General features: G+C 56.5%; 24 protein-coding genes. 16 read left to right on the top strand and 8 right to left on the bottom strand.

Annotated features, from left to right (window positions below; all coding sequences use genetic code 11):
- Window positions 1-81: 81 nt before the first annotated feature.
- The 3 genes from ACR0IK_RS14685 to ACR0IK_RS14695 all read right to left on the bottom strand — a co-directional run bounded on the left by ACR0IK_RS14685 (window position 82) and on the right by ACR0IK_RS14695 (window position 3025).
- Window positions 82-864, bottom strand: a complete 783-nt coding sequence (locus tag ACR0IK_RS14685; RefSeq protein WP_480594739.1) for an ATP-binding cassette domain-containing protein — start codon at window positions 862-864, stop codon at window positions 82-84.
- Window positions 864-1934, bottom strand: a complete 1071-nt coding sequence (locus tag ACR0IK_RS14690) for an ABC transporter permease (protein ID WP_480642007.1) — start codon at window positions 1932-1934, stop codon at window positions 864-866. The genes ACR0IK_RS14685 and ACR0IK_RS14690 overlap by 1 nt, the downstream gene beginning before the upstream one ends.
- Window positions 1935-2050: 116 nt before the next feature.
- Window positions 2051-3025 carry a substrate-binding domain-containing protein gene (locus ACR0IK_RS14695; RefSeq protein ID WP_480594791.1) on the bottom strand — a complete coding sequence of 325 codons (975 nt, stop codon included), beginning with the start codon at window positions 3023-3025 and terminating at the stop codon, window positions 2051-2053.
- 230 nt (window positions 3026-3255) lie between these two features.
- On the opposite strand from ACR0IK_RS14695, the gene ACR0IK_RS14700 reads away from it, so the two are divergent.
- Both ACR0IK_RS14700 and ACR0IK_RS14705 read left to right on the top strand, forming a co-directional pair.
- Entirely contained in the window at window positions 3256-4455 is a 1200-nt protein-coding gene (locus ACR0IK_RS14700) for an ROK family transcriptional regulator (RefSeq protein ID WP_480642047.1), read from the top strand.
- A 297-nt stretch (window positions 4456-4752) separates the two neighbouring features.
- A complete protein-coding gene (locus tag ACR0IK_RS14705; RefSeq protein WP_480642008.1) occupies window positions 4753-5544 on the top strand; it encodes an inositol monophosphatase family protein in 792 nt (263 codons plus the stop codon).
- 3 nt (window positions 5545-5547) lie between these two features.
- On the opposite strand, the gene ACR0IK_RS14710 is transcribed toward ACR0IK_RS14705, so the two are convergent.
- From ACR0IK_RS14710 to ACR0IK_RS14730, 5 genes are read right to left on the bottom strand one after another with little or no spacing between them, the layout of a single operon-like run.
- A complete protein-coding gene (locus ACR0IK_RS14710; protein WP_480642009.1) occupies window positions 5548-6114 on the bottom strand; it encodes a histidine phosphatase family protein in 567 nt (188 codons plus the stop codon).
- A complete protein-coding gene (locus ACR0IK_RS14715; protein ID WP_480594735.1) occupies window positions 6115-7185 on the bottom strand; it encodes an ABC transporter ATP-binding protein in 1071 nt (356 codons plus the stop codon).
- The gene (locus tag ACR0IK_RS14720) at window positions 7182-9398 is read right to left on the bottom strand and encodes an ABC transporter permease (RefSeq protein WP_480642010.1); all 2217 of its coding nucleotides are present in this window, start codon (window positions 9396-9398) and stop codon (window positions 7182-7184) included. Before ACR0IK_RS14720 ends, ACR0IK_RS14715 begins: the two co-directional genes overlap by 4 nt.
- Complete coding sequence (locus ACR0IK_RS14725) at window positions 9399-10424, bottom strand: ABC transporter substrate-binding protein (protein ID WP_480594733.1); 1026 nt, start codon at window positions 10422-10424, stop codon at window positions 9399-9401.
- A gap of 57 nt (window positions 10425-10481) precedes the next feature.
- Complete coding sequence (locus ACR0IK_RS14730) at window positions 10482-10946, bottom strand: NUDIX hydrolase (protein WP_480594732.1); 465 nt, start codon at window positions 10944-10946, stop codon at window positions 10482-10484.
- A gap of 246 nt (window positions 10947-11192) precedes the next feature.
- On the opposite strand from ACR0IK_RS14730, the gene ACR0IK_RS14735 reads away from it, so the two are divergent.
- The 14 genes from ACR0IK_RS14735 to ACR0IK_RS14800 all read left to right on the top strand — a co-directional run bounded on the left by ACR0IK_RS14735 (window position 11193) and on the right by ACR0IK_RS14800 (window position 26434).
- Complete coding sequence (locus tag ACR0IK_RS14735) at window positions 11193-12002, top strand: DeoR/GlpR family DNA-binding transcription regulator (RefSeq protein WP_480594731.1); 810 nt, start codon at window positions 11193-11195, stop codon at window positions 12000-12002.
- Window positions 12003-12063: 61 nt separating this feature from the next.
- Window positions 12064-13038 carry a phosphate/phosphite/phosphonate ABC transporter substrate-binding protein gene (gene phnD / locus ACR0IK_RS14740; protein WP_480642011.1) on the top strand — a complete coding sequence of 325 codons (975 nt, stop codon included), beginning with the start codon at window positions 12064-12066 and terminating at the stop codon, window positions 13036-13038.
- A 57-nt stretch (window positions 13039-13095) separates the two neighbouring features.
- Window positions 13096-13890, top strand: coding sequence for a phosphonate ABC transporter ATP-binding protein (gene phnC / locus ACR0IK_RS14745; protein ID WP_480594729.1), 795 nt, complete (start codon window positions 13096-13098; stop codon window positions 13888-13890).
- On the top strand, window positions 13887-14702 hold the full coding sequence (gene phnE / locus ACR0IK_RS14750) for a phosphonate ABC transporter, permease protein PhnE (protein ID WP_480642012.1): 816 nt from the start codon (window positions 13887-13889) through the stop codon (window positions 14700-14702). The genes phnC and phnE (ACR0IK_RS14750) overlap by 4 nt, the downstream gene beginning before the upstream one ends.
- On the top strand, window positions 14702-15517 hold the full coding sequence (gene phnE, locus ACR0IK_RS14755; protein ID WP_480642013.1) for a phosphonate ABC transporter, permease protein PhnE: 816 nt from the start codon (window positions 14702-14704) through the stop codon (window positions 15515-15517). Before phnE (ACR0IK_RS14750) ends, phnE (ACR0IK_RS14755) begins: the two co-directional genes overlap by 1 nt.
- Window positions 15481-16419 carry an HAD-IIA family hydrolase gene (locus ACR0IK_RS14760; protein WP_480642014.1) on the top strand — a complete coding sequence of 313 codons (939 nt, stop codon included), beginning with the start codon at window positions 15481-15483 and terminating at the stop codon, window positions 16417-16419. The genes phnE (ACR0IK_RS14755) and ACR0IK_RS14760 overlap by 37 nt, the downstream gene beginning before the upstream one ends.
- Window positions 16420-16759: 340 nt before the next feature.
- On the top strand, window positions 16760-16939 hold the full coding sequence (locus tag ACR0IK_RS14765) for a hypothetical protein (RefSeq protein WP_480642015.1): 180 nt from the start codon (window positions 16760-16762) through the stop codon (window positions 16937-16939).
- A gap of 195 nt (window positions 16940-17134) precedes the next feature.
- On the top strand, window positions 17135-18187 hold the full coding sequence (gene nadA, locus ACR0IK_RS14770; protein ID WP_480594724.1) for a quinolinate synthase NadA: 1053 nt from the start codon (window positions 17135-17137) through the stop codon (window positions 18185-18187).
- An 8-nt stretch (window positions 18188-18195) separates the two neighbouring features.
- A complete protein-coding gene (locus ACR0IK_RS14775) occupies window positions 18196-19761 on the top strand; it encodes an L-aspartate oxidase (RefSeq protein ID WP_480642016.1) in 1566 nt (521 codons plus the stop codon).
- A complete protein-coding gene (gene nadC / locus ACR0IK_RS14780) occupies window positions 19758-20606 on the top strand; it encodes a carboxylating nicotinate-nucleotide diphosphorylase (protein WP_480642017.1) in 849 nt (282 codons plus the stop codon). The genes ACR0IK_RS14775 and nadC overlap by 4 nt, the downstream gene beginning before the upstream one ends.
- A 177-nt stretch (window positions 20607-20783) precedes the next feature.
- Complete coding sequence (locus tag ACR0IK_RS14785; protein ID WP_480642018.1) at window positions 20784-21692, top strand: NAD(P)-dependent oxidoreductase; 909 nt, start codon at window positions 20784-20786, stop codon at window positions 21690-21692.
- Between the two features lie 86 nt (window positions 21693-21778).
- Entirely contained in the window at window positions 21779-24031 is a 2253-nt protein-coding gene (locus tag ACR0IK_RS14790) for a hybrid sensor histidine kinase/response regulator (protein WP_480642019.1), read from the top strand.
- Window positions 24032-24128: 97 nt separating this feature from the next.
- Window positions 24129-25235 (top strand): cytochrome-c peroxidase, encoded by a 1107-nt coding sequence (locus tag ACR0IK_RS14795; protein ID WP_480642020.1) that lies wholly within the window; start codon window positions 24129-24131, stop codon window positions 25233-25235.
- A gap of 11 nt (window positions 25236-25246) precedes the next feature.
- Window positions 25247-26434 (top strand): cytochrome-c peroxidase, encoded by a 1188-nt coding sequence (locus ACR0IK_RS14800; protein ID WP_480642021.1) that lies wholly within the window; start codon window positions 25247-25249, stop codon window positions 26432-26434.
- Window positions 26435-26439: the final 5 nt, after the last annotated feature.

The following is a 26439-nucleotide window of genomic DNA, read 5'->3' on the forward strand; positions in this document are numbered from 1 at the left end:
CAGCGATTGCGACAATCGCGCGGACCCCATCCTGCCTCCGGGAGGAGATCAGATCGCAAACGCGCTTAACATCCTGCTCGATCACGCGGCGTCCTCTTTCGGGGGCTCTTTGGCACCGGTCATGAAAGCCACGGCGTCGGACATCGTGTAGTCCTTAGGATCGATCGTGCAGAGCCTTTTGCCCAGCCGGTGCACATGGATGCGATCGGCGACTTCGAAGACATGCGGCATGTTGTGGCTGATGAGAATGATCGGAATGCCACGTGCGCGCACATCCTGAATGAGTTCGAGAACTTTGCGACTCTCTTTGACCCCCAATGCAGCCGTCGGCTCGTCCATGATAATGAACTTGGTTGCAAAGGCCGCAGCGCGTGCAACCGCTACGCCCTGGCGCTGACCACCGGACAGAGTTTCAACTGCCTGATTGATGGATTGTACGGTCATCAGTCCAAGTTCGGTCAATTTTTCACGAGCGAATTTCTCCATCGCGGGTCGGTCGAGCTGACGCATGAATTTGCCCATGAAGCCCTGTTTGCGGATCTCGCGCCCCATGAACATGTTGTCGGCAATGGACAGGGCCGGGGACATGGCAAGCTGCTGATAGACAATCTCGATCCCCATATTCCGGGCGTCGATCGGAGAGGTGAAGTTGACCTTTTTGCCTTCAATGAGGATCTCGCCCTCATCCGGGATTGTGGCACCGCAGATCGCTTTGACGATAGAGGACTTACCTGCGCCGTTGTCCCCGATAACTGCAAGGATTTCTCCTTGGCGCAGTTCAAAGTCGGAATGATCGATGGCGGTGACGTGGCCATAACGCTTCACGATCCCGCGCCCCTGGACGACTGGAGTTGTGTCTGACATTAGCCCGATACCTTTCTGATCCACTGGTCGACCGCGACCGCTGCGATGATGAGAAGTCCGATGAGCAGGAAGGTCCACTGAGCGTCCGCGCCAAGCAACCTCAGCCCAAGTGTGAATACGCCAACGATCAACGCACCGAACAGCGACCCCAGAATAGAGCCCCTTCCGCCGAACAGAGAGATGCCTCCGATCACAACAGCGGTGATGCTCTCGATGTTGGCCAATTGGCCGGACGTTGGCGAAACAGATCCGATGCGGCCGATCAAAGCCCAGCCGGCGAAGGCACAGATCAAGCCGGATAACATGTAGACGGACATGAGGGTTCGATGAACGTTGACACCGGATAGCTCGGCGGCCTCGGGATCATCGCCGACCGCATAGACATGTCGGCCCCAGGCTGTGTGTTTAAGCGCATAGGCCAACACAAAAATCAGGGCGAGCATGAAAATGACGCCAATCGTAAAGGTCGCCCCACCGATGCTGAACTTGGTTCCGAAGAACTGAAGGAAAGGAGCGTTCGCCTCAATATCCTGACTCCTGATGGTCTCATTTGCGGAATACAGAAAGTTGGTGGCCAGAACGATCTGCCACATTCCTAGCGTGACGATGAAAGGCGGGAGTTTGACACGGCTGACAAGCCAGCCGTTGAGTGCTCCGATCAAGGTTCCAACCGCAAGACCGCACATGACGGCGATAGGTACCGGAATGCCGTAGCGGAACGTGAATTGCCCCATGATGACAGAAGAAAACACCATGATCGCACCGACGCTCAGGTCAATGCCTGCTGTCAGAATAACAAGGCTCTGTGCTGCGGCCACGATGCCGACGATCTGAACCTGCTGAAGGATCAGTGTCATGGCAAAAGGCGAGAAGAACTTCGAGCCCAATAGCAGGCCGAAAATCAATATCGCCCCGACCAGGACAATTAGCGGCACAAAGGACGGGTTAACATGGAGAAGATGTTGCAACTTCCCCAATACGCCACGCCGATGATCTTCGAACTCGGCTACAGATTCTGTTTTGCTGGCGGCGGATTCAAATCCCTGGGCGCTTTGGTTTGATTCAGACATATCTCCCCCTTTTCGTGCATGGCTTTGCGCCCACGAGATCAGTGTACAGGAAGTTTCGGTTTGCTGGTGAAAGGATTGATGAGGCGCTCTCATGCGCCTCATCCATTAGGTCTGCGTCAGCCCCAGCAGAGATCCAAGCCTTCGGCGACCGAGATTGATTCTACGCCATCAACAGGTTGGTCCGTTATGAGCGCGACACCGGTATCGTAGAAGTCTTTACCGGGCGTGTTTTCAGGCTTCACTCCTTCATCGGCCCACTTTTTGACAGCCTCGACCCCAAGCGAAGCCATCAACAGCGGATATTGCTGGCTTGTGGCGCCAATAACTCCGGCCTGCACATTTTGTACGCCGGGGCAACCGCCGTCGACCGAAACGATCAGAACATCGTTTTCACGTCCAATGGACTTCAGAGCCTCGTAGGCACCTGCCGCTGCCGGTTCGTTGATCGTGTGAACAACGTTGATCGTTGCGTCCTTGGCCAGAAGGTTCTCCATGGCGCGGCGACCGCCTTCTTCGTTGCCGTCGGTCACGTCGCTGCCGACCAGTCGCGCATCCGATTCATCGCCAATGACATTAGGGTCTGCCAGGTCCACACCAAAGCCATCGAGGAAGCCCTGATTGCGCAATACGTCTACCGTTGGTTGGCTAACGTTCAGATCCAGTGTCGCGATCTTGGCGTCCGCTGCCGCATCGCCCATTTTTGCTTTTGCCCATTGTCCGATCAACAAACCAGCCTTGTAGTTGTCTGTCGCAAAGGTTGCATCCGCAGAGTCAATCGGGCTCAACGGTGTGTCCAATGCAATAACCAGGATGCCAGCGTCGCGCGCCTGCTGAACAGCGGGGACAATCGAACTTGTGTCGGAGGCCGTCAGGAGAATTCCCTTTGCACCGTCGAGAATGCAAGTTTCAATAGCCTGAACCTGGGTTTCGTGGTCGCCGTCAACTTTGCCTGCAAAGGCCTTCAGGGTCATGCCAAGCTCTTCAGCCTTGCCCGTGGCGCCTTCCTTCATCTTTACAAAGAATGGATTGGTATCTGTTTTCGTGATCAGGCAAACAGTTTCCCCAGCCGCGTGAGCAGATGCAGCCGCCATAGTAAGTACGGTCGCAGATGCCGCAATCTTGAATAGACTTTTCATGTTGTCCTCCCAGAAAAATGTGTTGCCCCGCATGGCATTCCCGCGAGACCCGCCCTCATCCTCCAATGAAGGTCTTATTCAAGAAACCGTGATTCTAGCCTCTCTGTCAATAAATAAATAAAGTTTATTTATTAATTTGCTCCTGTATCTTTTCATAAGAAAACAAGGTGTTTATGTTTAAGGTTATGGAGAGAGAAGCGCTCAAAACACTGACCGGTGGGGTAAGTCAAAGCGGGGTTCGCGATCACAACGAACGTCTGATTTTGACAGTTTTACAACGGCATGGGCCCGCCGCAGGCGCCGACGTCGCGCGATTAACGGGCCTGTCTCCTCAGACTGTGTCGATCATTCTGCGCAAGCTTGAAAAGGATGCGATTCTCAAGCGTGGAACCCCACTGCGCGGGAAGGTGGGAAAGCCTTCGATCCCTATGGAGCTAAACCCGGAAGGCATCTTGTCGGTTGGGATGAAGATCGGGCGGCGCAGCGCTGATCTGCTTTTGATCGACTTTACGGGAACGCCGCGCCGCCAACTTTCCACGACCTATGATTATCCGCTACCCGAGATCATCTTCGGGTTTTTGGAATCTGGTTTGGAAACGCTTCTGTCCCACGAGCCCCAGAGGCTTCGCGACCGCGTTTGCGGGATCGGAATCGGAACCCCATTCGAGCTTTGGAAATGGCATGACCTGTCTGGGCTTGCGGCAAAAAAATTCCGGTCCTGGAAAAACGTGAACTTTTTCTCCGAGGTCGCCAAATTCAGCGACTTGCCTGTTTTTGTGGTTAACGACGCGACGGCCGCCTGTCACGCAGAGCATCTCTATGGGCGTGGGGCAGAATATCGCGACTACTTCTACTTCTTCATTGGCTCAATGATCGGCGGCGGTGTTGCGTTGAACGGAACCGTGTTTGAAGGCAACCAAGGCAATGCCGGTGCCTTGGGCGCCATGCGCACGACAGGTCCATTGGGTGAAAGCCAGCAACTGATCGACACGGCATCACTGTTTTTGCTCGAGGACCGGTTGATCGAAGCGGGCGTCGATCCGGGGATTCTGTGGAAGAAGCCGCAGGATTGGAGCAGCATTTCTCGCTATGTCGAACCATGGATTGGCACCACGGCACAGGAATTGGCCAAGGCCGCTCTTTCAATTTGTGCTGTCATCGACTTCGAGGCCATTTTCATCGATGGCGCGTTCCCACCGGAAGTTCGGGAAGAACTGGTATCAAGGGTTCGCCGTTACTTAACCAACCAAGACAAACGCGGTTTGATTCCACCGGTCGTGGAGGCCGCAGCGGTTGGCGAAAACGCCCGTGGCATCGGGGCGGCAAGCAGCCCGGTTTTTCGTCAGTTTCTACTGAACACCAACGCGGGACTTTCTGGGATGTAGCCGAAGTTCGTCGCCGTCAAATCTCCTAATCAGGAAGAAACCGCGGCGCCTGCAAAAGGTGGTGGCCTTCGAGTGGCCGCTTTGGTGCAGCACCGAATAGAGTAGCGGAGGGCTCGCTATGGGCCGCAGGTGAAGGCGGCGCAGAGGCAGCTTGCAGAAGAAATCGCCAACACTGACATCACCCGATTGGCGGCGGTGAAATAGCTTCTGAAAACAATCGAAACAACTCTGTGATTGCCAGCCATTCACTTAGCCTGCAATGTTCAAGGCGACTCTCCAGCTGGAAAAGGACCACCCATGTCTCGACTTTCAGAACGCAGAGATTTTGCCGTCGCAGTCTGCGAGGAGGCTGGGGCAATTGCTCAAAAGTACTTCGCGGACCGGGGTAGTCTTGTTGTTGATCGAAAGGGTGCTCAGGACTGGGTCAGCGAGGCGGACAGGAATGTTGAAACCTTTATTCGTCAGAGGATTGCGGAGGCGTGGCCCAATGACGGTGTCTTCGGTGAAGAGCACGGCGCTACTGCTGGCAAGAGCGGTTTTGACTGGGTGATTGACCCAATTGATGGGACAACGAATTTCGTCAACGGCATACCTGCATGGACTATCGTTCTGGCTGGCGTCACCGAAGGACACACGGAAGTCGGTGTGATACGTGATCCAAATGTGGATGAGACCTTTGTAGCGCTGCGCGGAGAAGGAGCAACTCTAAACGGATCACCAATACGCGTCGCATCAGGGGTGGCGCTGCGGGATGGAACAGTCGCCGTGGGGTATTCGAACCGGATTGAGACCCGCCATGTTTTACCCATTGTCGAGAATCTTATCGAGAATGGGGCCATGTTTCACAGAAACGCCAGTGGGGCTCTGTCGTTGGCCTACGTCGCTGCCGGGCGCCTCCTGGGTTACGTGGAAGAACACATGAACGCCTGGGATTGTCTGGCTGGGCAATTGCTGGTCTCGGAAGCGGGTGGCATTGTCGAGGGTCAAAACGCCGATGCGATGATCCGCGAAGGCGGGCGCGTAATCGTGGGTACGCCAGATGTGTTCGAGACGCTGCGCGAAATCGCAGAGAGCGCTTGGAACGCCTAACGTCTATGCCAAGGCGATCCAACATGAGTTAGGCTTGAGCGTCTTTAAATCTGCCTGCCAGAAGTGGCCCTGTGAGGGCTGGTCGTGTTTACGGTCTATCGAACACTCCGCCAGTGCGCACCAAAGCAACGTGCCGACCGCTCCGTGTGTAACAATTGCAAGATCCCCGGTGTCATGCATCTGGACAATCTCTGCGACCGCGCGATGAATGCGTTTTTGCGCCCCGAAAGCTGTTTCCCAACCGCGATAGCTGACGTCCGGCTGAGCAAAGAATGCATCAGCCGCTGCCTCGAATTCGCCCCGGGGCAAATAACCGGTTGCGCTGCGGTCGTTCTCTCCAAGGCCCAGGTGACAGTTGACGAGTAGCGTTCGTGGTGCAGCAAGAATCTCGCCCGTTTCACGGGCCTTTTGCTCGTTGCTTGCCCAGATTTGCGTGACGTTCGACAAGATTTCACTGGCAGCAAATTCAGTAGCGCGTCTGCGGCCCGTCGCACTCAGACCCCAATCTGTGATCGGGACGGCCGGATCGATAGACACCTCGGGGTGTGTGATGATCAAAAGATTCGGCATTTAGTCCGGCAAAAGCACCGGCCCTTTGTCGGCAAAACCCATCGTTATTTCGGTGCCGGGTTCAAGCGGCGCATCGACATCATCATGGACGGCAAAAACCTGACCGAATGCACCTGTCAGCGTGTACTCCATCCGAACACCAACATAGGTCGCTTTGGCCACCGTGGCTGGTATGCCCTGATCTGAACCGATCACTAAACGTGAGGGGCGCACGGCGATGGTTGCGGTCCCTTCGGACAAACCACGGCGTGGTAATGTGTGGCGGTAGCCTTCGATTTCTATAGTTGCCGCGTCGCCCTCGATGCCGACGACCTGGCAGTCCAAAAGGTTTGCCTCACCGATGAAATCGGCAACAAACCGGTCATTCGGGGCATCGTAAAGCTGGCGTGGTGTACCCATCTGAGCGATCGCTGCATTGCGCATGACGACAATTTCATCCGAGACAGCCAGCGCCTCTTCCTGATCGTGGGTAACGTAAACAACTGTCAAACCAAGGTCTTGCTGTATTGCCCGAATATCCTCACGCACTTGACGACGAAGCTTGGCGTCGAGGTTGGACAACGGTTCGTCGAACAGCAGCACCTGCGGCTCAAGAACCAATGCCCGTGCGACGGCAACACGCTGCTGCTGGCCGCCGGATAACTCTGAGGGAAGGCGGTTGTCGAACCCTTGAAGGCCAACCAGCTCCAAACCATGCAACGCGCGGCTGCGGGCCTCATCCTTCGCAAAGCCCGAGAATGTGAGGCCATATTTCACATTCTCCAGCACGCTCATATGAGGGAACAGCGCGTATGACTGAAATACCATAGATACATCGCGGTCGGTGGCTGGCAGTTTGGTCACGTCCCGATCACCGATCAGGATCTTGCCGGAACTGGCCATCTCCAACCCTGCAATCATGCGCAATGTCGTTGTTTTTCCGCAGCCCGACGGGCCAAGCAGCGTTACGAGCTTTCCTGCGTCTACGTGAAGGTTGATGTTATCGACGGCGACGACATCCTTGCCGAACACTTTCGACACGTTCTCAAAGCGTACCGGGGCGGCCTTGGAACCGATTTTGGTGTCGGTCATGGCGATGTCTCCGTTCCGAGCTGCGTGCGCCGGCCAATCTGAACCCGGCCGACGAGAAGTTGCAATAAGCCAACCGCCGCGAGCATCACGAAGATCAGCGTCGTCGAATAGGCGATAGCAAGGCCATAGTCGTTATTCTCGACCCGACCGATGATATAGCTGGTTGCCATGTCATACTCCGCGCTGACCAGAAAGATGACGGCCGAGATTGCCGTCATGGCACGAACAAAGCTGTAGACAAGTGCAGCAAGTATCGCAGGGCGCAACAGCGGAAGGATAACATTCCGGAAGGTCTGCCACGAGTTTGCGCCAAGGGTCAGTGAGGATTCATCAAGGCTGCGGTCAAGTTGCGACATGCTGGCAATGCCCGCGCGAACGCCAACCGGCATGTTGCGGAAGATGAAGCTGACAACAAGGATAACCCCCGTGCCAGTGATTTCGATTGGCGGAACGTTGAAGGCTAGGATGTAGCTAACGCCGATTACAGTGCCGGGGATCGCGAAGGACAGCATGGTGCCGAATTCAAAGGCGTTCTTGCCCGCGAAGCTCTGCCTGGTCAGCAGATAGGCAGTCACCAGTCCAACGGCGGCAGTCAATGGTGCAGCAATGGCGGCGATCGTGATGGTGGTCCAGAAACTGTCCCAAGCAGCTCCGGTCCAGCGTATGCCCTCTTCTTCGAAGCGAACCGAGAATGCGGTGATGTAGTGCTTGATGGTCAGCGAGTTATCGACCCCCCACAACTCGACCACACTGCCGTAGATGATCATCGCATAGACAATGATTGTGAACAGCCCCCAGCCCAGTGCAATGAGCAGAACGGGAACCGAAAGGCCGGTTGGCATCAGCGGATGAACACCCGCATCGCCTTTGCCGGTGACTGTTGTGTAGCTCTTCTTTCCCAGCCAGACGCGCTGCGCGTAAAAAGCGGAAAGGGTAAAGAACAGCAGCACCATTGCCAGAACCGCAGCCCGGCCTTGATCATATTGAGCACCGACGATGGCGAAGAATATCTCAGTCGACAGCACGTCGAAATTCCCACCCAATACAAGCGGGTTGCCGAAGTCAGCCATGCTTTCGATGAAGCCCAAAAGAAATGCATTCGCCAGACCAGGCCGCATCAGGGGTAAGGAAACCGTCTTGAACGTCTGCCATCTGCTGGCCCGCAGGGTCTGGGCCGCTTCCTCCATCGAAGGTGAAACACCTTCCACCACGCCTATTAGTACGAGAAATGCAATGGGAGTGAACGCGAGTGTCTGCGCGATCAGAATGCCTGGCATTCCGTAAAGCCAGCGTGTCGGTTGTGTGCCAAATAGCTCGGCAAAGAACCGGGTTACAGAACCGGACAAGCCAAAAAGTAGGATAAGCGCCAAGCCGATCACGAATGGTGGGGTGATTATTGGAAGAACAGTCAATGCTCGCAGCGCCCGCTTATAGCGAAAGCCTGAGCGCGTCACGACCAACGCGAAGCACAGACCCAGACCCGTGGTGATGACGCCAACAAGGATGGCTAGGAACAGTGAATTCCACGCAGCACCGCATCGGGCACCTTGAAAACACCCCAGCCCCCACAACCGGTCGTCGAAGAACTTCGAGAAAAAAACCGCAATGGAATACGCGCCGTCTTCGGTAATGAAAGCGGCGAAAAGCATCTTGGCGATGGGGAAAAAGACAAAAGCGGTGACGATGGTAATCACGCCGCCGATGGCGCTTACAACAAAGACGTCACCGTTAATGGCACCTCTTGCCGCGATACCTTGAGTGAGCAGGAACAGAAAGCTCGATGCGCAGATCATTGCGCCGTAGCCCATGCCGAACTGACGGTCGCCAAGCTCGCCAAACAACGCTTCTAACCAATCGAAGTTGAAGCCTCGGATGCCAATGCTGAAACCCTGAGCGATCAGCCAGCCGAAGCCGAGCGCACCGGACAGGATCAGAATGCGGGCATAAAGCGGGTCAGATTTGGCGCGTTTTAACACCAAAAGTGGTAGGGCCAGAGCGATCAGGAGTGGAGAGAGCCAAAGTTTCTCACCCTGTCCAATCAGAAATGCAGCGGGGGCATAATCCTCATCGAACGGGTAACCGTCCAAGAGCCATACGAACGACCACAGGCCGCCGTCGACCATGTACCAGGGCAACAGGCAGAATCCGACCCACCCGGCGATGATCCAGAAGATCAAGATCGGATGGGTCGTTTTTGATGTAGTGTCAGTCATTTACTGCGGCAGAACCGAAACCTCTTCGTCCCATTTCTGCAACAGACGTTTTCGTTCATCTGAGGAACCGTACTTTTTGAAGTCATAGTCGATCAGCTTGATCTGGCTCATATCAGGTGCGCTTTCCGATGTTTCCGCCCCCTTGTTCGATGGCACCTGAAACGCGTTGACCTGAAGGGCAAGATTCTGAGCTTCGGGCGACAGGGCCCAGTCGTAGAACTTCTTCGCCTCTTCCTCGTTGCGGGCACCGTCGATGATCGACATTGATCCAATTTCGTACCCCGTACCCTCGCATGGTGCGACAACCTTGATCGGGAACCCTGAAACGGCCTGCTTTACGGCGTCATGCATGAAGACGATGCCAATTGTGTTCTCGCCACGACCGGCGGCCTTGATCGGCGCAGAGCCGGACTTGGTGTATTGGTTGATGTTCGAATGCAGACCTTTCATGAACTCAAAGCCTTCATCCTCACCAAAGATCTGCACCATTGAGGCCAGTGTTGTATAGGCCGTCCCTGAAGAGTTCGGGTTCGCCATCTGAACGTGTCCCTTGTATTCGGGCTTCAGAAGGTCTTCCCAACAGGCAGGTTCGGGCAAGTTGTTTGCGGCGACAAGGTCGGCATTGTAGCCATACCCAAGCGCGCCTGAATAAATACCGATCGTCTTGTTGCCCGCGCTTTCAGCCTGGGATATCGCCCAATCGTGAAGCTGGTCGCGCATTGGCGACATGTATTCCATCGTCAGGCCTTCTTCGGCGGCCTGCAAATGCGGATCACCCGTTCCACCCCACCAAACGTCTCCTTTCGGGTTCGAACTTTCGGCGCGGATTTGTGCGAAGGTCTCGCCTGACGATTTTCGAGTCATGTTGACGTCGATGCCAGTCGCATCTTCAAAGCTGCGTGCCATGAGTTGGCACCAATCTTCTTGCGCCGAACAATAGAGTGTCAGCTTGTCGGCTTGTGCCGCCGACAGTGACGCGGCCAGGGCAATCACCGATCCAACCGCGGTCGATGTCAGTTTCCTCATTTTTTCCTCCCATTGAGCTTAATGCTTCCGGGTTTCCCGGTTCTTTTATGCCCTTCCTCAAGCAGCCTTTCGAAGCTTCTTTACGGCAGTTTTTACTTCTTGATTGTCTGTTAGATTTCTCAGCAATTGTGACAGGTCTTTTTCTTCGACCAACTTTGCGGCTTTTGTCGGTGAAAACCAGTGACGCGTCCGCTCACCTTCTTCCTTCCAGTGTCGCTTCAGCTTTTCAACGACCAGAGGGTAAAGAGTGACGCGGCAGCGAACGCTGCTTTTGCCCTCGTATCGCTTGTCGTAGAAAAAGCAACCGATTGGCCGCTTCGAGATGGTACCGACTGCGCCCGCTTCTTCCTGAGCTTCTATTTCTGCTGCATGCCATGGCTTTTTGCCATCCATTAGCCATCCCTTTGGGATAACCCACCGGCCGGTATCCCGCGAAGTGACCATCAGAACACGCAACTTGCCAGTCTTGTCCCAGCGCATCGGAAGCGCCGCAATCTGATCTGCTGTTTCGCTGTCGCTCATTCTGTCCCTCAATGCCGCACGATCAAAAAAACAAAAGGAAGCTGTCTTATTAGCAAGTTGGCCAGTTAAAACACTCCCTCGATTTTGCTTCTGAATTTGATCAGCCTGCGCATCTTTTGCTCTGCGCTTTGAAACACTTGGTATTTCTCGAATTCTCACAACCTTCCGAGGGTTATGCAACAAAAATTATTGCAAAATGCCCGAAAGCCCACAAAAGTAGGTTTCGAAACCTAGTCGGGTCGTCGGATGTCCAAAACCAAAACGCGCGGCAAAATGTTTGAAAAGAACCAGAGCCGGGTCAAGAAATCCGATCGGCGCCAACAGATACTGTTGGAGTTGAAGCTACGCCCGCACGTTCGCATCAACGAACTGGCACAGCGGTTCAACGTCTCTAACGAGACGGTGCGCAGGGATTTCGACGCCCTGTCGAACGACGGTTTGATCGCGCGTGCACACGGTGGGGCGTCAGCCCCTGCGCAAGGGCACTTTCCAGGCTTGGATGAACGGACAAACGCACAGGTTGAGGAACGTGAGCGGATAGGTGTTAGCGCGGCAGAATTAATTCAGGGCGGTGAAACGGTCATGATTGACTCCGGTTCAACCACCATCGAGATGGCACGTGCGCTGGCTTATCTTGGTACCCATTGCACGGTGATCACCAATTCAATTCCCGTTGCGATGACCCTTGGCCATGGAGCTGCCCAAGTCCTGTTATGCCCAGGGGAATACTTGGCAACTGAATCTGCTACGATCGGAACCGAGACTCTGGAATTTCTGTCCCGTTTCAATGTCGACAGGTGCATGATCGGTTCCTCAGGGTTCTCAACCGAAGGTCCTTCAGAGACAGTGCAGGGTTTTGCTGCAGTAAAAAGGATGATGCTGACACGTGCCGAGAAGCGGCATCTTCTTATAGCTTCCGGCAAGTTCGGTCGCAAAGGCCTGTCTCAAGTGGGCGACCTTAGCGGCCTGGATTCCATAGTTACCGACAAAAAACCAACAGGAGAATTGCGTAACGCTATTGAGGGCGCCGAGGTCGATGTTCTCGTCGCCGGGTAGGCATGCCATGATTGATTGACAGCGGATCGAAAAAAGGGCCGCGCATAACTGGGAGGAAAACATGAAGGTCGATTTCAAACTATTGGTTGGGGCATCCGCAATTGCGCTCATGTCGCTGAGTGGGACGGTGTCGGCGCAGGATTGTCCGCGCGGTGATTTGGACGAGCGTTTTTGTGACGCCGACGGAGATCTGATCGCGGATATTCCTACTGATCCTAGTGAGTGGATTGATCCCGACACGTTGATCTTTGCTTATACTCCGGTCGAGGACCCGGCGGTTTATCGGGACGCATGGGTCGAATTCATCGACCATCTTGAAGAAGTTACCGGTAAAAAGGCCGAGATTTTTCCGGTTCAATCGAACGCAGCACAGATCGAAGCTATGCGGTCCGGCCGTTTGCATATCTCTGGTTTCAATACTGGATCGAACCCGCTGGCTGTAAACTGCGCGGGGTTCCGGCCATTCACGATCATGGCTTCGGAAGACGGACATTTCGGCTATGAGATGGAGTTGATTACTTTTCCGGGATCAGGGGTCGAGGCGGTCGAAGACATTAAGGGCGGTAAGCTTGCATTCTCGTCACCCACGTCAAATTCTGGGTTCAAGGCACCCTCTGCCATCCTGAAGGGCGACTATGACATGGTTGCGGATCGTGATTTTGAACCGGTCTTCTCGGGTAAGCACGACAACACGGTGCTGGGCGTTGCAAATAAAGATTATCCTGCAGGTGCGGTGGCCAATTCTGTCATGAAACGGATGATCGCTAGGGACGTGATCGATGCTGATCAGATCGTGTCTATCTACAAATCGCAGACCTTCCCAACCACTGGCTTTGGTACCGTTTACAACCTTCCGCCTGATCTTCAGGACAAAATCAGAGAAGCGTTTTTCACATTCGACTGGGAAGGAACAGCACTTCAAGCAGAGTTCTCTAAGTCCAACGAGGCTCAGTTTATTGAAATGAACTACAAAGATTTCTGGGATGTCATTCGCAAGATCGACGCAGCAAATGGCGTTTCCTACGCTTGCCAGTGACACACGGATAATCGGCGGGCCTGAACGGCCCGCCTACAGCCTAAACAGGGACAATTTATGCTGCGTCTTCAGGAGCTAACAAAAACATACAAGACCGGGGATCAGGCGCTGAAAGCGGTTGATTTGGAGGTTCCCAAGGGGCAGGTGCTTGCGTTGATTGGTCCTTCAGGCGCGGGCAAATCGACCATGATCCGGTGCATTAACCGGTTGGTTGAACCCACAAGCGGTGGTGTCCTTTTGGGTGACGTGGACCTGACCAAACTCGGATCGGGCTCTTTGCGTAAAGCGCGCCGCGAAATGGGTATGATCTTTCAGGAATATGCCTTGGTCGAACGCCTCACGGTGATGGAAAACGTATTGTCGGGACGGCTGGGATATGTTGGATTCTGGCGCAGTTTCCTGCGACGATATCCGCAGTCGGACGTTGACGAGGCCTTCCGCCTGCTTGATCGGGTGGGGTTGTTGCACATGGCTGACAAACGGGCAGATGAACTGTCGGGTGGTCAACGCCAAAGGGTCGGCATCTGCCGCGCCTTGATTCAAAACCCGAAACTGTTGCTGGTCGATGAGCCGACTGCATCGCTGGACCCAAAGACCAGTCGCCAGATTATGCGCCTGATCACCGAGCTGTGTCAGGAACGCGGACTGGCGGCCATTATCAATATCCATGATGTGGCGCTTGCCCAAATGTTCGTTCCGCGCGTCGTGGGCCTCCGCTTTGGCGAAATCGTTTATGATGGTCTTCCAACAGGCCTTACCCCCGAGAAGCTGACCGAAATCTATGGGGAAGAGGACTGGGAAGCGACCATCGAAAAAGTCGACGAAGATGAAGATGTCGAGGCTGCGGAATGAGCCATCGAGAGTTAGACGACATGCTTGGAAAAGGCTGGCGTAAGCCTGCCTTTGTCAAAAACCCATTGCTCCGTTGGGCATTGATCCTTGGCTTTCTCGCCTACCTGATTGCGGCTTTCATGACCATCGATGTTGACTGGGGCCGGGTCTATGAAGGGCTGGACCGGGGATGGGCATTTGTACTCGCGTTTACCAGCCCGGACTTCATTTCGCGGTGGTCAGATATTTGGAGCGGCCTTCTGGAGAGTATCGTGATGACCGTGGCCGCGTCGGTCGTGGGCATCCTGATTTCAATCCCGATTGGATTGGGCGCAGCACGCAATATCGCCCCACTGCCAATCTACATGATTTGTCGAGGCATTGTTGCGATAAGCCGGGCTTTGCAAGAGATCATCGTCGCCATTTTGCTTGTAGCTATCTTTGGCTTTGGCCCGCTGGCCGGATTTCTGACGCTTTCCTTCGCCACCATCGGGTTTCTGTCCAAACTTCTGGCCGAAGATATCGAAGCCATGGACAAGGTGCAGGCCGAGGCGATCAAAGCCTCAGGCGCACGTTGGCCACAATGGATCAACTATGGCGTTCAGCCACAGGTGATGCCGCGACTTGTGGGGCTTTCCATGTATCGGATTGACATCAATTTCCGAGAAAGCGCAATTCTTGGGCTCGTGGGGGCAGGCGGTATCGGTGCAACATTGAACACTGCGTTTGATCGTTATGAATACGACACAGCAGCTGCCATTCTAATCCTTATCATCGGGATCGTCATGGCACTTGAATACCTTTCGGGAGTTATCCGGGCGAGGGTTCAGTAATGCCGGTGCTTGAACGCGACGATACGCAAATCTGGCGTCGGCGGACGACGGGCCAGAGTCTGGTTCGCTGGTTCGGCTGGCTGTTGGGCGTGGCGATATTTGTTTACTGCTGGCAACTCATATCGGAATCGACGACTTGGTTTTTCGTCTGGGATGCGCCCCGCATCGCCAACGATATCTGGACCCGTGCAACGCCTCCTAAGTGGGACTACATCACCCAACTGGGCCGCCCGATTTGGGATACTCTGAACATCGCTACATTGGGTACGATCATCGCCCTGTGCATGGCAGTGCCGGTTGCCTTTTTGGCGGCCCGCAACACCACGCCATCGGCCTTGTTCATCCGGCCCATTGCCCTGTTGGTCATCGTTTCGACCCGCTCAATCAACTCGTTGATCTGGGCGCTTCTTCTGATCGCGATTATTGGTCCCGGCGTCTTTGCCGGTGTCATAGCAATCGCCATCCGTTCCATCGGGTTTTGCGCAAAGCTTCTTTACGAAGCGATTGAGGAAATTGATCACACGCAGGTCGAAGCAATCACGGCGACCGGAGCTTCACGCTGGCAGGTCATGGCTTACGGAATCGTTCCGCAAATCCTGCCCGCTTTCGCCGGCATTGCCGTCTTCCGTTGGGATATCAACATCCGCGAATCCACGGTGCTCGGGCTGGTTGGAGCGGGAGGTATCGGGTTGCAATTGTCGGCTTCGCTCAACGTTCTGGCCTGGCCGCAAGTCAGCCTGATCCTTATTGTAATTCTTGTTGCGGTCATGATCAGTGAATGGGTTTCGGCGAAAGTACGAGGAGCCATCATTTGACCGGGTTCTCTGCGCAAGAGGCTTTTAATGCCTACGAGGCCGTGCGACATCGCCTTCCGGAAAACAGAACGACTGAAGTGAACTATCGTCACGCCGAGACACTAGAGGACATAGCTCATGAGTTCGACGTGTTCCTTCTCGACGCCTTCGGAGTTCTCAATATTGGTGATACGGCGATCCCAGATACACCAGATCGGGTAAGGTCACTAAAAGCCGCCGGCAAGCGTGTTATGGTTGTGTCAAATGCCGCAGGGTTTCCGCACGCCGCTCTTTTGGAGAAATATACTAGGCTTGGATACGATTTTGCGCCACAGGACGTGATCACCAGCCGGGCCACGTTGCTGTCAGAGCTAAACGGTAAAAGTGGGTTGCATTGGGGATTGATGGCGACCCCCAGCGCCGGACTTCGCGATTTGGAGGGGTTGAAACTCACTTATCTGGAGGATGATCCGAAGCCCTACGAAACCGTCGACGGGTTTCTGATGATCGGGTCAGCGGTTTGGACTGAAACGCGTCAAGCCATGTTGGAGTCCGCCTTGCGAGAGCGTCCCCGCCCGGTAATGGTCGGCAACCCTGATATTGTTGCTCCTCGCGAGTACGGATTTTCCAAAGAGCCCGGTCTTTTTGCGCACCGGCTGGCAGACCGGACGGGTGTCGCCCCTCAGTTCTTTGGAAAGCCTTTCGGCAACATCTATGATCTTGCTTTCCAACGCCTCGGGCACATCGACAAGTCGCGAGTTCTTATGGTTGGCGACAGCCTGCACACCGACATTCTGGGCGCACGCAATGCCGGCATAATTTCGGCGCTGATCTCAGGATTTGGGTTCTTTGCAGGGCATGATGTTGAAGCAGCGATCAAAAAGGCAGGGATAGTACCGAACTTTGTCGTAACCCGCCCCTGAGGTTGGCGCATTCCTTTTCGATGAATGCTCCGAATACAAAAAGGCAAAGGTCAGTTGTGACCGCAGATTGTGAATTCAGCTGACATTGGATTTCGTACCAGCAGCGCACAGCAGGTTCGACAAGCTGCTGCGCAGCATTAACAACTGATGACCAATGGCAGGAATGAGCCGAGAGCGCGTAGAATTGCATGCTCGTTTGAGCCAATGCTACGCCGATGTCAGAGCGGATTCTGACTCCGAAAAAAATCTCAATCGAAGTGAATGCTGTCGTCAACGACCACAGTTTGCCCAGTAAGCGCCCGTTGATCTGGCTGCAATGACATGCCCAAAGCGGCCCGAGGTGAGGGAAGTCTATGCGGAAAACAAACTGGCTGTGACAATGTGGAGCCTGACCTTTGCCGAAGCCCATTCGGACGGTCCGGCCCTGTCCGCAGAATTCTTCAACGCGTCGGGCTGCGGTCTCGACAATGACAGAGGTCGATTCTTGCATCCCAATCAGGATGCCTCTGATCCGCAGTGAGTCGGAAAGGTGGTCGCGGTGATCATTACCGCCATTGCCGGGTATTAGAGTGAGGGCTGAAAATTGTGTGGTTCAGCAAGATAATTCTTCCGGCACCAACATTATCAGAACATTCTTCTGATCTGGGTGGTGGTAAATTCGCCACAAACACCATATGAAAAGCGTCACGAGTCAATCAGGCAGAAAAACAGTCCCGTGTTCGACCTACCCGCGCAGCGCGCGCATCTCTCCGAAAAGTATGACCTGGCCCCGTCGCCCGAGCTTGCTGCAAGCATGAGCGAAATCTACGACCGCATGTCCCGCGTGGTCTCGCCCGTGGATTGGGCGATCTATGCGCCCTATGTGAAGGCGATCAATGATCTGAAGGCCGAGCGCAACGCCGTTATTCTGGGTCATAACTATATGACGCCCGAGATTTACCATGGCATTTCCGACTTCGGTGGCGACAGCCTGCAACTGGCGATCAAGGCGACCGAGGTCGAGGCGGATGTAATCGTGCAATGCGGCGTGCATTTCATGGCCGAGACCTCCAAGATCCTTAGCCCGCAGAAAACCGTGCTGATGCCGGATATGGAGGCCGGGTGCTCGCTGGCGGAATCGATCACCGCTGAAGGCATCGAGGAAATGCGTCGCCGCTACCCCGGTGCGCCCGTTGTGTCCTATGTGAACACCACGGCCGAAGTCAAAGCGGCCTCTGACATCTGCTGTACCTCGTCCAACGCGGCACAGATCGTTGCCGCGCAGGACAGCGACACCGTCATCATGACCCCCGACCAGTATCTGGCCCAGAACGTGGCCCGCGATGTACCACAGAAGAATGTGGTCTGGTGGGAAGGCTCGTGCATCGTGCACGAACAGTATTCGGCCCGCGACCTGCGCGATTTCCGCGAATGGAACCCGGGCACGCGGCTGATCGCTCACCCCGAATGTCCACCGGACGTTGTGGCCGAGGCGGATTTCTCGGGATCGACCAGCGGCATCATCAAATACGTCACCGATGAAAAACCGGAAAAGGCGCTGCTGATCACTGAATGTTCGATGGCATCCAACATTGCCGATGAACTGCCCGAGGTCGAGTTTGTAGGCCCCTGCAACATGTGCCCCTACATGAAGAAGATCACGCTGGAAAAGGTGCTGTTCGCTTTGGATACCATGACCGGACAGGTCGAGGTTGATGCGGACGTGGCAGACAAGGCGCGCCTTTCGGTTCAGCGCATGATCGACCTCTCGCGACAATTGGGTATTTGATCGACGACATGCAGACCGTTGAGACGCCGCGTGTGGTCATCATCGGGGCCGGGCTGGCGGCGGTTTACACCGCACTGAAGCTGGCCCCGTGTCCGGTTGTGATGATCTCGCCCGAACCGCTGGGCTCAGGCGCAAGCTCGGCCTGGGCGCAGGGCGGTGTCGCGGCGGCGATGGCGCGGACAGACAGCCCCGAAGCCCACGCCGAGGACACCATGCGCGCAGGCGCTGGGTCGGTCCTGCGCGAGGTGGCCGAGTTCGTCACCAAAGCCGCGCCGGAGCATATTCTCGACCTGTCCGACCTCGGAACCGGGTTCGACCGCACCGCCGACGGTGGCTTTGTGCAATCGCGTGAGGCAGCGCATTCGGCGGCGCGGGTGGTGCGGGTCAAGGGCGATCAGGCCGGGTCCGAGATCATGCGCGCGCTGATCGAGGAATTGCGCCAGACGCCTTCGGTTCAGGTGATCGAAGGCGCGCAGGCGGTTGGGCTGGAAAGCGACGGCACGAAGGTCACTGGTGTTTATCTGACCAACGCAGATACGGCCACGGCGCCAACCGTTCTGTTGCGTGGGGCAGCGCATGTCCTGGCCACCGGCGGGTCGTCTGGCCTCTATGCCCAAACCACCAATCCGGCGCGTATCCGGGGGCAGGGGATCGGCATGGCCGCCCGTGCCGGCGCGCGGATCGCTGATGCCGAGTTTGTTCAGTTTCACCCCACCGCGATTGATGTCGGAGAAGACCCGACCCCGTTGGCGACCGAGGCCCTTCGCGGCGAAGGCGCCGTTCTGATAGACCGCGACGGCCATCGGTTCATGCCTGATATCCACCCCGACGCTGAACTGGCCCCGCGCGATACAGTTGCCCGCGCCGTCTACCTGCAGGCGCAGGTGGGAAAACGACCCGCCTTGGACACCCGCGATGCTATCGGGGCAGAAATTGCGTCCCAATTCCCCGCAGTGACTGAAGCCTGTCTGCGCAATGGTGTTGATCCAGCGCGCGACCCGATCCCAGTAACCGCCTCGGCGCATTATCATATGGGCGGGGTTGAGACAGATCTGGCGGGGCGCAGTTCCCTGACCGCGCTTTGGGTCTGTGGTGAGGCGGCTTCGACCGGATTGCACGGGGCCAATCGCCTGGCTTCCAATGGGTTGCTCGAGGCACTGGTTTTTGCCCGCTCCTGCGCGCGGGACATTGCGGATGTGGTGACCACGCGGGACGCGCCCGAGGTTGATGCCCAATTGATCTCTGGTGATGAAACCGCGTTGGATCAGGATGTGGCCGCCTTGCGCCGCACCATGACCGAACATGTCGGTGTGGTGCGCGACGAACAAGGCCTGCGCCGTGCCTTGACGCAAATAGCTATGCTTGAAGACAAACACTCCGAGTCCGCAGTGTTCCTCAACATGACCGCCACCGCCACTTTGATCGCCGCTGCCGCTTTGTTGCGCGAGGAAAGCCGCGGTGCGCACTACCGATCCGATTTCCCTGACCTTATTCCCGGCCCCGGCCAGCGTTCGGCCCTGACACTGCCTCAGGCGATGGCCCTGCGGGACCGCATTGCAAAGGACGCAGCATGATTTATCCGGCTTTGCCCGACATGATCCTTGAACCCATGGTCCGGTCCGCGCTGATGGAGGATCTGGGGGCCAATGGTGATGTCACTACGTTGACCGTGATCCCGGCGGATGCCACCTATAACGCCCGGCTGAACGCGCGTGAGGATGCGGTGGTTTCCGGCATGCAAGTGGCCGCGCTGGCGTTCCGTCTGGTCGATCCGTTGCTGCAGGTCACGACCCATCTTGCGGACGGTCAGCGGTGCGTCAAAGGTGATACGCTTATGGAGATCAAAGGCAGTGCCGCGTCGATCCTGTCGGGCGAGAGGGTGGCGTTGAACTTTGCCGGGCGCATGACCGGTGTGGCGACGGCTACGGCCGCACTGGTAGGTGAAACTAGAGGCACCAAAACGCGCATTACCTGTACCCGCAAGACGACGCCCGGCCTGCGCATTTTCGAGAAACAGGCCGTCCAGCATGGCGGCGGTTTCAACCATCGATTCTCGCTGTCAGATGCGATCCTGATCAAGGACAACCACATCGCAGCCGTCGGTGGCGTGCGGGCGGTGCTTGAGGCCAGCAAGGCCCGCGCCTCGCATATGATGAAGGTCGAGATCGAGGTGGACACGCTGGACCAGCTGGCCGAAGTGCTTGAGGTCGGCGGTGCCGATGTGGTGTTGCTGGACAACATGCCGCCTGAGATGCTGAGAGATGCTGTTGCGCTGGTGGACGGCCGGATCGTGACCGAAGCTTCGGGCAATATCAGCCGTGACACGGTGGCCGCCGTCGCGGCGACCGGTGTGGACTATATCTCGTCCGGCGCGCTGACCCATTCCTATCGCACCATTGATATCGGTCTTGATTTTTAGCTCAGTGCCGGTGCTTCCGGGGCGGGATCTTAACCCTGCTGCGCTCTGCCCAGAAGTAACGAAACATTGATCCCGTTGCCCTTGGCAAGTGGTTGTCACCACCACAAGTGGGGCGACGGGGTTCGGTATTGAGAATATCGGTGAAAATGCAGCCCTGACATAGGAAAGGGGTACATTATGGAAAAACCCGTTATCGGTTTCATCGGCGTCGGCCTGATGGGGCATGGCATGGCGAAAAATATCCTTGAACATGGTTATCCTCTTGTCGTCATGGGGCACCGCAATCGCCAACCGGTTGACGATTTGGTGCAACGTGGTGCGACCGAGGTCACCTCGCCAAAACAGATGGCCGAACAATGTGACATCATCCATCTGTGTGTATCCGGCAGCCCTCAGGTTGAACAACTGGTCCGGTCAGATGACGGGATTCTGGCGTCGGCTAAGGACGGGTTGATCGTGGTGGATTGCTCGACCTCCGACCCGGTCTCAACATTGCGGCTGGCTGCAGATCTTCGGGCCGCTGGCATGGATCTGGCTGATGCGCCTCTTGGCCGCACTCCAAAAGAGGCCGAGGCTGGTACTCTGGACGCCATGGTCGGCGCCGCGCCGGAGACCTTCGAGCGCATCAAGCCTGTCCTCGACTGCTGGGCCGGTCTGGTCGTACACATGGGCGACGTTGGGTTGGGTCACAAAATGAAGCTGATCAACAACTTCATCTCGCTGGGATACGCCACGCTATATTCCGAGGCGCTGGCTGTCGCCCGCAAGTCCGGGTTAAGTGCGGAGCAGGTGGATTCTGTGATACGCCCCGGCCGGTTGTCGAACGGGTTCTATGAAACCTTCATGAAGTGGACGCTGGAACGAGATGCAAACGCTCACAGGTTCACTATCACCAATGCGCATAAGGACATGCGGTATCTGGCGAACCTTGCCAACGATGTGGGTGCCGTGACCCCTGTGCAGGCCGTGCTGCGAAATGCATTTGCGGCAATGGAGGCCTCGGGGCGCGGGGATAGCTACCTTCCGATGCTGGCCGATTTCACGGCTGATGTGAACGGATTGGCTGAAACAGAGGGGCCGAACTAAACCCCTGCGGCACCAATACAAGTGGTGCGGCTGCACAATTCATGACACACCCTAAGCCTGAAGGCTTTTCAGGTCAGGGTGCAGGCATGAAAGACGTCCCCCAAGTGGTCGAGGGTTATCCAAGGCGGTCGCTTGCCGTAGCCTTTGCAATCGGCATCGCGCTTGCGATCATCCTGTCTGTGTTCCTTTACATGTCGCGCGAAACAGGAAACCGCATTGGCGATATGCGGCAGGCCTGGCACAGCTATTCGGTGGAAACCACGCCGCGCGGTTACTGGATTTCCGACATCCGTGCGGATTTCGGCTATGGCGGTCTGATTCACAACTTCAAGAACTACGTGTTGCGGCAGGACCCGAGTTATGGCCCGGTTCTGCGTCAGCAATCGGCCCGCCTTTTGGGCACGATTCAGGCCTATCGCAATTCGGGCCCGTCGCAGGTGGAACTGGACGCCTTGCGGCAGATCGAAGACGTTGCCCTGGAATATACCGGCAATATACCCCTGATCGAGGAGGGTATCGCCGCAGGCCAGACCGCTGAACAGATCGACACCCGTGTCCGGGTCGATGACAGTGGCGCGCTGGCGGCTTTGGCGGCGCTTGAAAACCTGTGGGTCGAAGAGCGGGATCGCAGCCTCTCGGGCATGGTGCGGGCGTTTTCGGATGGCGAGCGGCTGGTGCGCAACTTCTCGGTTCTGCTGGTCGGGCTGATCGTTCTTGTCGGGGTGGTCGCCATTCTGACCACCTTGCTGATCGCCAACATCCTGCGTACCAACAGACGTCTGAAGGCCGAGCTGACATTGCGCGAGCAGGTTGAACTGGCCGAACGCAAACTGGCCCGCGCGGTGGAGCAAAGCCCGGCTTCGATCCTGATCACCGATACCGATCTGAATATCGAATACGCCAATCGCAAGTTCTTTGATCTCAGCGGGTACACGGCGGACGAGGTCTATGGCCACACGCCCAAGATGCTGCAATCTGGCTATTCCGGGCAGGGGGTCTACAAGGACTTGATGGGGCGTCTGAAACAGGGCCAAAGCTGGTATGGCGTGTTCCGGAACCTGCGCAAGGATGGCACGCATTACTGGGTTTCCACGGCCATTTTCCCGCTGGTGGATCAGAACGGCTCGGTCACGCATTACATCGGTATCGGAGAAGACATTACCGAAACCCGTCGCACCCGCGAACAATTCGCCCAGGTGCAGAAGATGGAGGCCGTCAGCATTCTGGCCGGCTCGGTCGCGCATGATTTCAACAACGTGCTGATGAGCGTGATCGGCAACGCCGATCTGATCGAACTGGATGCCGACGGGAACGAGGATGTCCAAACCTCGGTCAGCCACATCCGGATTGCGGCGCGACGGGCGCAGGCGCTGGTGCGCAAGATGCTGACCTTTGCTCGCCAGCGCCCACGCAACCCGCAGCGCGGTGATCTGGTGAAAGCCACGCAAGAGGCGCTGGAGCTGATCAAGGTCTCTGCCCCGCCCAGCATTGAGACCCGCTTTGACATTGAGATCGACGCGGCCTTTTCCGATTTCGACACCACCCTGTTTTTCCAGACCCTGCTGAACCTGTGCCACAACGCGTTCGAGGCGATGGGCGATCAGCACGGCGAGGTGGTGCTGAAGATCAACCGGGTGGATGACAATGCGCTCGATGACTTGCCAGACGAGGCGATCGGTGTGATCCGTCTGGATGTCACAGACACCGGGCCTGGAATGAGCGACGAGGTACAGCAAAAGGTGTTCGAGCCGTTCTTCTCGACCAAACCGGTGGGCAAGGGCACCGGCCTGGGGCTGACCATCGTGCATAACAGTGTCGAGGAATCCCATGGCCGGGTTGAGCTACACTCGGAACCCGGCAAGGGCACCCGGTTCAGCCTGTTCTACCCGATGATGCCCGCACTCAGCCGTGAACAGCAGGCCGAGCTTCGCGCGGTGGCCGGGGATGAACATGTGCTGCTGGTAGATGATGATGAAAACGTCCTGTATGTCACGCGCCGATTGCTGACCCGTTATGGCTATCGAGTCGAGGCATATTCTGATCCGCAGCGGGCGTTGGAGGCATTCCGCGCGGCACCGGACAGCTACGATGTCATCGTCACGGACCTGATGATGTCGGGTCTGAAGGGTACTGACCTGATCAGCGCGACCCGATCCCTGCGTCCCGGAGTGCCTACGATCCTGGTCAGCAGCTATTTCGACGACGCTGATACTCCGGATGCGAACGACTCCACGATCCGTGTTCAGAAACCCGTTGAGGTTCAGGACCTTGCGCGGATCATCCGTGCGTCGGCTCTGGGCGTTTCGTTACAAAATTTAACATCATTTCACAGACCTTAACCTGTATCAAATCACTACGAAACAACTGCCCCTTATGGTTGGTGTAGCTGGTCCGCGGCCAACCGTGAGATCGGAATAGCGAAAAAGGGGCTTTCAGATGATGACCAAAGCCAGAACATGGTTCTCGGCGCTATCGACAGTTTCGCTGCTGACGATGGGCGTTGCAGTCCCGGTTCACCAGGCCCAGGCGGATGAGCCGGGCCCGGTAGAAGCCATAGAGTTCGACCCAGCCAAGGCGGCCCTTGGCAAACGATTGTTTTTTGATCCAAGACTATCTGGTGATACCGAGCTGTCCTGCGCCAGCTGTCACCAGCCGGAATACGGTTTCACCGACGGGCAGGCCCTGTCGGACGCCTATGCGGGCAACCTGCATTTCCGCAACGTGCCAACGCTGATCAACAGCGCCAAGCGAGCGGCGTGGTTCCATGACGGGCGCATCGGCACCAACCTGAATGACGTGACCCGCGAAAGCATCACCGAGACCTATTCGATGAACATGGACATGCGCCTGATGCAGGAACGCATCAAGCAGGACCCGGTCTATGTCGAGATGTTCGAAGCCGCCGGATTTGGCGAGCCTTCGAACGGTGGTGTCCGCAACGCGATTCCGGAATACCTGAAAACATTGATCTCGCGCGGCGCGCCGTTCGACACCGGTGAGATGTCCGAAGAGGCCAAAGCGGGCTATGAGCTGTTCAATGCCAGTGGCTGTAACTCCTGCCACTCGGGCGAGCGGTTCACCGATGACCTGCCGCACAATATCGGTGTGGGCGACAACCCCGATATCTGGGCAACTCCGGAACGGCACATCACCTTTGTGACCATGATGAAGTTTCTTGGCGTTGCGAACTACATGAACCTGCGCGCCGATCCCGGAGCGTATATCCGCACCCACACCGCCGACACTTTCGGAACCTTCATGACCCCCACGCTGCGTGAGCTGTTCTATACCGCGCCGTATATGCACAACGGTACGCTGGCGACGCTTGAGGACGTCGTGGCCTTCTATAACGCTGGTGGTGGTGACGATGAAAACAAGGATCCGCGCATCAAGCCGCTTGGCCTCACCGAGACTGAGCAAGCGCAGCTGGTGGCCTTCCTCAAGGCCCTGTCCGGCGAGCCGCTGACCGGCCCGGAATTCGTCGCCGAGAGTATCGATACGGACTATGCGCCGATCGAGAACTGGCAAGACGCGACAAACTGAGGAGTGGACCCATGAAAGACCTTTCGTCTTACTTCAAAGGCACTATCGCCACCGCTGCCCTGTTTGCCGTCCTTGGTTCGCAGGCCATTGCGGAAACCAGTATGGAGATTGAGGCCGGTATCGGCGGGGCAGACCCTGACCCGGATGCGCCTCTGGTGGCGCTGGGCGAGCCGCCCGTCCCACTGGACAACCCGCAGACCGACGCCAAGATCGAACTTGGCAAAATGCTCTTCTTCGATCCGCGTCTGGGGGGCAACCCGTCGACGCCCTGCTCGGCCTGTCACAATCCCTATATTGGGTGGGATGTCGAGGCGCCGATTTCATTTGGCTATCCGGGCACGACCCACTGGCGCAATAGTCAGACCATCGTGAATTCGGCCTATTACGGCAAGCTGTTCTGGGCGGGCTCAAGCAAAAGCCTTGAAAGCCAGGCCAAATCCGCCGCAGGCGGCGCGGTCGCAGGGAACGGCGAGGCTGACATGATGGAGGCCCGTCTGGCCTTCGTCCCCGAATATGTCGAACGCTTCAACGATGTCTTCGGCGATCAGTGGCCGCGCGTCGGTAACGCATGGCGGGCCATCGCTGCGTTTGAACGCACCATCGTTCAGACCGACACGCCCTTCGACAACTATCTGCGCGGAGATGATGCGGCGCTGACCGAAGAACAAAAACGCGGGCTGGAGCTGTTCACTGGCAAGGCGCAATGTTCCGAATGCCACAACGGCGCGCTGCTGTCGGATGAGAAATACTACAACACCGGCGTTCCGCCATATAGCGGCTGGGAAGATGATGGTCTGGCGCAGATTACCTTCCGGTACGAGCTTTATGCCAAAGGCTCGACCGAAGAGATGTATCGTCACACCAAGGACGACCCCGGCTTCTATTTCCGCACCAAGGAAAAGGCTGACAAGGGTAAGTTCCGCACACCGTCCCTGCGCTATACCCTCTATACCGAACCCTACATGCATAACGGCATGTTGGTGACGCTTGAGGATGTGGTCGAATTCTACAACCAGGGCGGCGGCGAGAACGAGTTTTCGGCCAACAAGTCCCAGCTGATCCAACCCCTTGGTCTAAATGACCAAGAGAAATCGGATCTGGTGGCCTTCCTGAAATCCCTGTCCGGCGAGGAAATCCTGATCGAGGAACCCGACCTGCCGGACTACCAGCCGCTTCCTGCGGTTGCAGCAGAGGAGTAAGCGTC

The sequence above is a fragment of the Ruegeria sp. BF7 genome (genome assembly GCF_056538605.1).